At 46.6% G+C, this 3,849-nt stretch carries 2 protein-coding genes; both read left to right on the top strand.

Annotated elements, in window-relative coordinates; genetic code table 11:
* On the top strand, positions 1–1,223 hold a 1,223-nt coding region (locus QM629_RS18770; RefSeq protein ID WP_415161439.1), incomplete at its 5' end, for a RagB/SusD family nutrient uptake outer membrane protein.
* A 42-nt stretch (positions 1,224–1,265) separates the two neighbouring features.
* The coding region (locus QM629_RS18765) for a heme-binding protein (RefSeq protein ID WP_415161438.1) at positions 1,266–3,849 on the top strand (2,584 nt) is incomplete at its 3' end.

The raw sequence follows: 3,849 nt of genomic DNA, 5'->3' as shown, positions 1-3,849 counted from the left end.
CCGTATCCGGATCGGTAACCACCAACACGTATGTGCTTAATATGTACAGGCAGGAATACCAGATCATTGCCCGCGCGAACCAGATTTTTGCCTCGATAGACGATGTTGATTTCGATGAAGATTCTAAAAATAATATCAAAGGCCAGGCTTATTTTCTAAGGGCGTATGCTTATTTTGAGCTGGTAAGGCTGTTTGGAGCAGTGCCGCTTCATTTAACGCCGGTTACCACGAGGGAAGAAGCGGCATTGCCTCTTACTTCCGTAGATTCCATATACGACCAGATCATCAGCGATGCTTCCCAGGCAGTTTCTTTGCTGCCGCTGAAATCAGTGCAGGAAACAGGCCGCGTTACATCCGGTGCTGCCGAAACTTTATTGGCAAACGTATATATTGTATTAAAAAACTGGTCTGCCGCACAAACACTGCTGGACGATGTGGTACAAAGCGGTGAGTATTCATTAATGGCTGATTATAACGATGCTTTCTCTGAATCTGCAAGCAATAAGAATAATGCGGAATCTGTATTTGAAGTGCAGTTTTTAGAAGGATCAGAAGGCTATAACAGCAGCTTTATATATTCATTTCTTCCGCGCCCGATGACGGCGGATGAACTGGAATCCATTGTCGGGGTTTCCAATCCCCAGTCTTTAACGGGCGAAGGCAATAACATTCCTACACCGGATATCATTAATGCCTATGAAGACAATGATGAAAGAAAAGATGCTTCCATTGCATACATAACGCTTAGCACTTCCCTCCGAACCAATAAGGTATTTCCTTACATAAAAAAATATGCAAAAACGCATTCTGTATATGGAATTACAGGAACCGACTGGCCGGTTTACCGCTATGCGGAAGTATTGTTGTTTTTGGCCGAAGCCCTGAATGAACAGGGCGAGCCTGCTAAAGCTGCCACGTATATCAATATGGTGCGTTCCCGGGCTGGCTTAGGGGCCACCACTGCCGCTTCACAGGCAGATATGCGCAGTGCCATCTTTCAGGAAAGAAGGGTTGAGCTGGCTTTTGAGAATAAACGCTGGTTTGACCTGGTAAGGGCGGATAGTGTAAATTCTGTTATTACCGCTTATGGCGCAAGGGTCGTAGCCAGTCCTGCCGATTATTATTATTCTTCTGATGCAGAGCCCCCAAGCAATGCGTTTACTAACCTGGATACGCTTTATCCATTGCCTGCAGATGAATCAGACCTCACGCCCTATTTTTAATGTTTGATTACAACCTATATTTAGGCCTTGAAACTTATGTACATGAATGATAAAAAAAACGCTTTATTAAAATTCTTTCCTGCAATTGTTGGATTCATTTTTTTAGCAACGACCGGTTGTCATCAGAAAGAAGAAGCACAGGAAAGTTTAGACCCCAAATTAGCCAAATTAAAAGTGCCTGAAGGCTTTCATGTGGAACGGTTATATAATCCATCCGATAATAATGAAGGCTCATGGGTGGCCATGACATTTGATGATAAAGGGCGCATCATTGCCTGCGATCAATACGGTTACCTGTACCGTATTACCGTTCCCCCCATTGGTGCAGATACCACTGTTAATAAAATGAAGGTTGATAAACTGGAGATTAATGTGCCGGGCGATACTTCTCATGCCGAAATAAAAATGGGTATGGCCCACGGCCTTCTCTGGGCATTTAATAGTTTATACGTAACCGTAAACGACGAAGGGGAAGGCGCTGATAAAACAAGGCCAAGCGGCTTATACCGCCTGCAGGATACTAATGGCGACGACCAGTTTGATAAGATTACCGTAATGAAACGGCTGTATGGGCAGGGCGAGCATGGGCCCCACAGCATTGTTTTATCGCCCGATAAAAAATCCTTGTATGTGGTGGCGGGCAATTTTACCGACCTGCCCGGTATGGACAATTATTATCTTCCAAACACCTGGAAGAATGATAACCTGTTGCCGTTATTGCTTGACCCGAACGGGTTTGGCAACAACCGCCAGCCGCCCGGCGGCTGGATCGCCAAAACAGATTCAACAGGGTCACGCTGGGAACTGTTCAGCTCAGGGTTCCGCAATCCTTTCGATATTGCTTTTAATGAAGACGGTGAATTGTTTACGTACGATTCTGATATGGAATGGGATATGGGCCTTCCCTGGTACCGCCCCACACGTATATGCCATGTAACCAGCGGCGCAGATTTTGGCTACCGCGAAAATAATGGCAAATGGCAGCCGGCTTATCCCGACAATGTTCCGGCCATTCTGAACATCGGCCCCGGCTCACCCACTAATGTTATGAGCGGGATGAACACCCGTTTCCCTGAAAAATACCGCAGGGGATTATTTGCATTCGACTGGAGCTATGGCATTATTTACCATATAGCATTACAGCCGGAAGGCGCTACCTATAAAGCCAAAGCAGAAGAGTTTATTTCAGGCTCTCCATTGCCGCTTACAGACGGTGCAATTGGCCCTGATGGCGCTATGTATTTTCTTACCGGCGGCCGCAGGATAAACTCTGACGTTTACCGTGTTTATTACGGTAATAACGATTTAAAAACAACGGCATTAACAACCGATGACACTTCCGATGCGGCCAAAGCCCGTGAAATAAGAAGAAAGCTGGAAGCCTATCAGGAAAAGACCGATGCCTCCACACTTGATGTGGCCTGGCCTTATCTTGGCAACAGCGACCGCGCCATTCGTTACGCAGCGCGTATTGCCATAGAACACCTTCCTGTTCAGCAATGGCAGGCAAAAGCCCTGGCGGAGAAAGACCCGGTTGCCTTAACACAGGCTACAATTGCACTGGCCCGCAACGGCAATAAAAATGTGGAAACACAAATGCTCGATGCCTTGATGGCAATTGATTATGCCCGTTTAAACAGCGATCAGCAAACAGACCTGCTGCGGGCTTTTGAGCTAACGCTTTCCAGGATGGGCTTGCCTGCTGCGGCTTATAAAGAAAGGCTCATTGCTTATCTCGATCCTAAATACCCGGCAACGGGCAATATCCTTAACCAGCAATTGTGCAAGGTGCTGGCATATATCGGCGACCCGCAGATCATTCCTAAAACAATGGATTTGATTGAGCATGCTGTGGATGAAGATACTTCCGCCGCTTCTTCAAACCTCATCCTCAGAAACCCGCGCTATGGAATGGATGTAGCAAATATGCTGGCAAACAGGCCCCCAGCGCAAAAGATTTTCCTCGCTACGGTTTTAAGTAAGGTAAAAGACGGATGGGCGCCGGAACAGCGTGAAAAATATTTCAAACTGTTTTATACATTTTTTGAAAAGAAAGGCGGCAACAGTTACATAGGTTATATTGATGAGGCCCGCAAGAATGCGCTGGGCAATGCGCCTTCCAGCGAACTGGCGCATTTTAAAACCATATCAGGCGATTCGTTGCTCGCCAACAACGGCAGGAGCGTAGTGCCGCCCGGCGGCGGGCCAAAAGGCCCCGGCCGTAAGTGGGCGACAGATGAAGCTTTACAGGTTTTACAAAGCGATTCAACCAGCCCCCGCGATTTTAGCCGTGGCAAGGTTTTATTTTCTGCAATTTTATGTGCGTCCTGCCACAGCATGGCCGGTTCCGGCGGTTCCATCGGGCCAGACCTTACACAGCTCGGCACAAGGTTTTCTACTAAAGATATTTTGGAAGCTATGATTGATCCTGATAAGGAAATATCTGACCAGTATGCCGCCACCAATTTTATATTAAAAGATGGCAGTACAATATTGGGGAGGCTTGTTCGCCAGGATGATAACAATTACTACGTTTCTCAAAACCCTTTTGCGCCGCAGCAAATAAGGGAAGTGGCCAAAAAAGATGTATTGAGGATACAAAAATCTGATCAGTCTATCATGTTAT

Source organism: Parafilimonas sp., from assembly GCF_047606085.1.
Lineage (GTDB): Bacteria > Bacteroidota > Bacteroidia > Chitinophagales > Chitinophagaceae > Parafilimonas.
Note: the sequence above shows the minus strand (reverse complement) of the source record. Positions and strands in the feature narration are given on the sequence as shown.